This is a genomic window from Chromobacterium sp. FG89 (assembly GCF_057808735.1).
Window position 1 is genome coordinate 1 of record NZ_JBMDIQ010000097.1, and the last position, 318, is coordinate 318.

1 protein-coding gene is annotated in these 318 nt (G+C 62.3%); it reads left to right on the forward strand.

The annotated features are described in order from the left end of the window. A partial coding sequence (locus ACODRW_RS24405) for a hypothetical protein (RefSeq protein ID WP_488906939.1) occupies positions 1-318 on the forward strand: 318 nt, incomplete at both ends.

The window sequence follows — 318 nt, forward strand, 5'->3', positions numbered from 1 at the left end:
CGGATGCCGGCACCGTGCTGGAAGTGTCGGTGCAACCGGAGAACGCGCGTCAGGCCAAGGGCCAGATTGAGACGGCCACGACGGCAGCCTTGGGTGAGGGCGGCAGTGTGATTGACCCGAAGGCGAAACCGTTGGTGAAGGATCTGAAGCTGAAAGGCAAGCTGGAGGTGGGCGAAGGCCTGAGCGGTAGCTATGCCTTTGACGCGAACAAAGGCGAGGCGACCGACAAGTCGAAAGCGCTTTGGGGCAAGAAGGGTAATACGGCGGGCCAGGTGGATGCACAGGGCCAGGTGGTGAAACAGTCCGGCCAACTGCAGC